The organism is Streptomyces sp. NPDC031274 (assembly GCF_055570235.1).
Window position 1 is genome coordinate 1 of sequence record NZ_JBVIHP010000311.1, and the last position, 1,243, is coordinate 1,243.

The following is a 1,243-nucleotide window of genomic DNA, read 5'->3' on the forward strand; positions in this document are numbered from 1 at the left end:
GGTGGGGGGAGTTGGGTGGTGTTGGTCTTGCCGTTGGGGTGTTGGGGGAGGGTGGTGAGGTGGGTGAGGTAGGTGGGGATCATGGCTGGGGGGAGGTGGTGGGTGAGGTGGGTGCGGAGTTGGGTGGGGGTGGGGGGTGTGGGGGTGTTGGTGGTGTAGTAGGTGGCGAGGTGGGTTTGGTGGTCGGGGGTGGTGTGGGTGGTGGTGATGGTGTGGGTGATGTGGGGGTGGGTTTGGAGGGCGGTGTCGATTTCTGCGGGTTCGATGCGTTGGCCGCGGATTTTGATTTGGTGGTCGGTGCGGCCGAGGTAGGTGATGGTGCCGTCTGGGTTGAAGTGGGCGAGGTCGCCGGTGTTGTAGAGGCGTTGTCCGGGTTGGGTGGGGTGGGGGGTGAAGCGGTCGGCGGTGAGGGCGGGTTGGTGGTGGTAGCCGCGGGCGAGGGGGGTGCCGGCGATGTGGAGGGTGCCGGTGACGCCGATGGGGGTGGGTTGGTGGTGGGGGTCGAGGATGTGGATGTGGGTGGCGTTGATGGGGGTGCCGATGGGGATGCGGCTGGGTGTGCCGGTGGTGCCAGTGGTGTTGGTGGTGGTGTGGGCGGTGACGTCGATGGCGGCTTCGGTGGGGCCGTAGAGGTTGTGGAGTTGGGTGGTGGGGAGGGTGTGGTGGTGGGTGTGGGTGAGGTGGGGGGTGAGTTCTTCGCCGGAGACGATGAGGTGGCGCAGGGTGGTGCAGTTTTTGGTGGTGGGGTGGTTGAGGAAGTAGCGGAGCATGGAGGGGACGAAGTGGGCGGTGGTGATGTGGTGGCTCTGGATGAGGGTGGCTAGTTGTTGGGGGTCGCGGTGGTGTCCGGGTGGGGTGAGGTGGATGCGGGCGCCGGTGGTCAGGGGCCAGGTCCATTCCCATCCGTTGACGTCGAAGCCGATGGGGGTCTTGAACAGGACGCGGTCGGCGGGGGTGAGGGGGTAGGTGTGTTGCATCCAGGCGATGCGGTTGGTGAAGGCGGCGTGGGTGTTGACGGCGCCTTTGGGCTGGCCGGTGGAGCCTGAGGTGTAGAGGACGTAGGCGGCGTTGTCGGGGTGCATCACCACGGCCGGGGTGGTGGTGGGCTGGGTGGTGATCGCGCCGCGTTCGGTGTCCAGGTCCAGCAGGCGGGTGCTGTCGGGCAGGTCCAGGGCTGCGGCTGTCTCGCGGGTGGCGGTGTGGGTGAGGATGACCGAGGTGCGGGAGGTGGTGGCCATGCGGG

At 67.5% G+C, this 1,243-nt stretch carries 1 protein-coding gene; it reads right to left on the bottom strand.

All coding sequences use genetic code 11. The features are described from left to right. Nucleotides 1–1,243 (bottom strand): amino acid adenylation domain-containing protein (locus tag ACZ5CR_RS45940; RefSeq protein ID WP_468869862.1); only part of this gene is annotated, 1,243 nt, incomplete at both ends.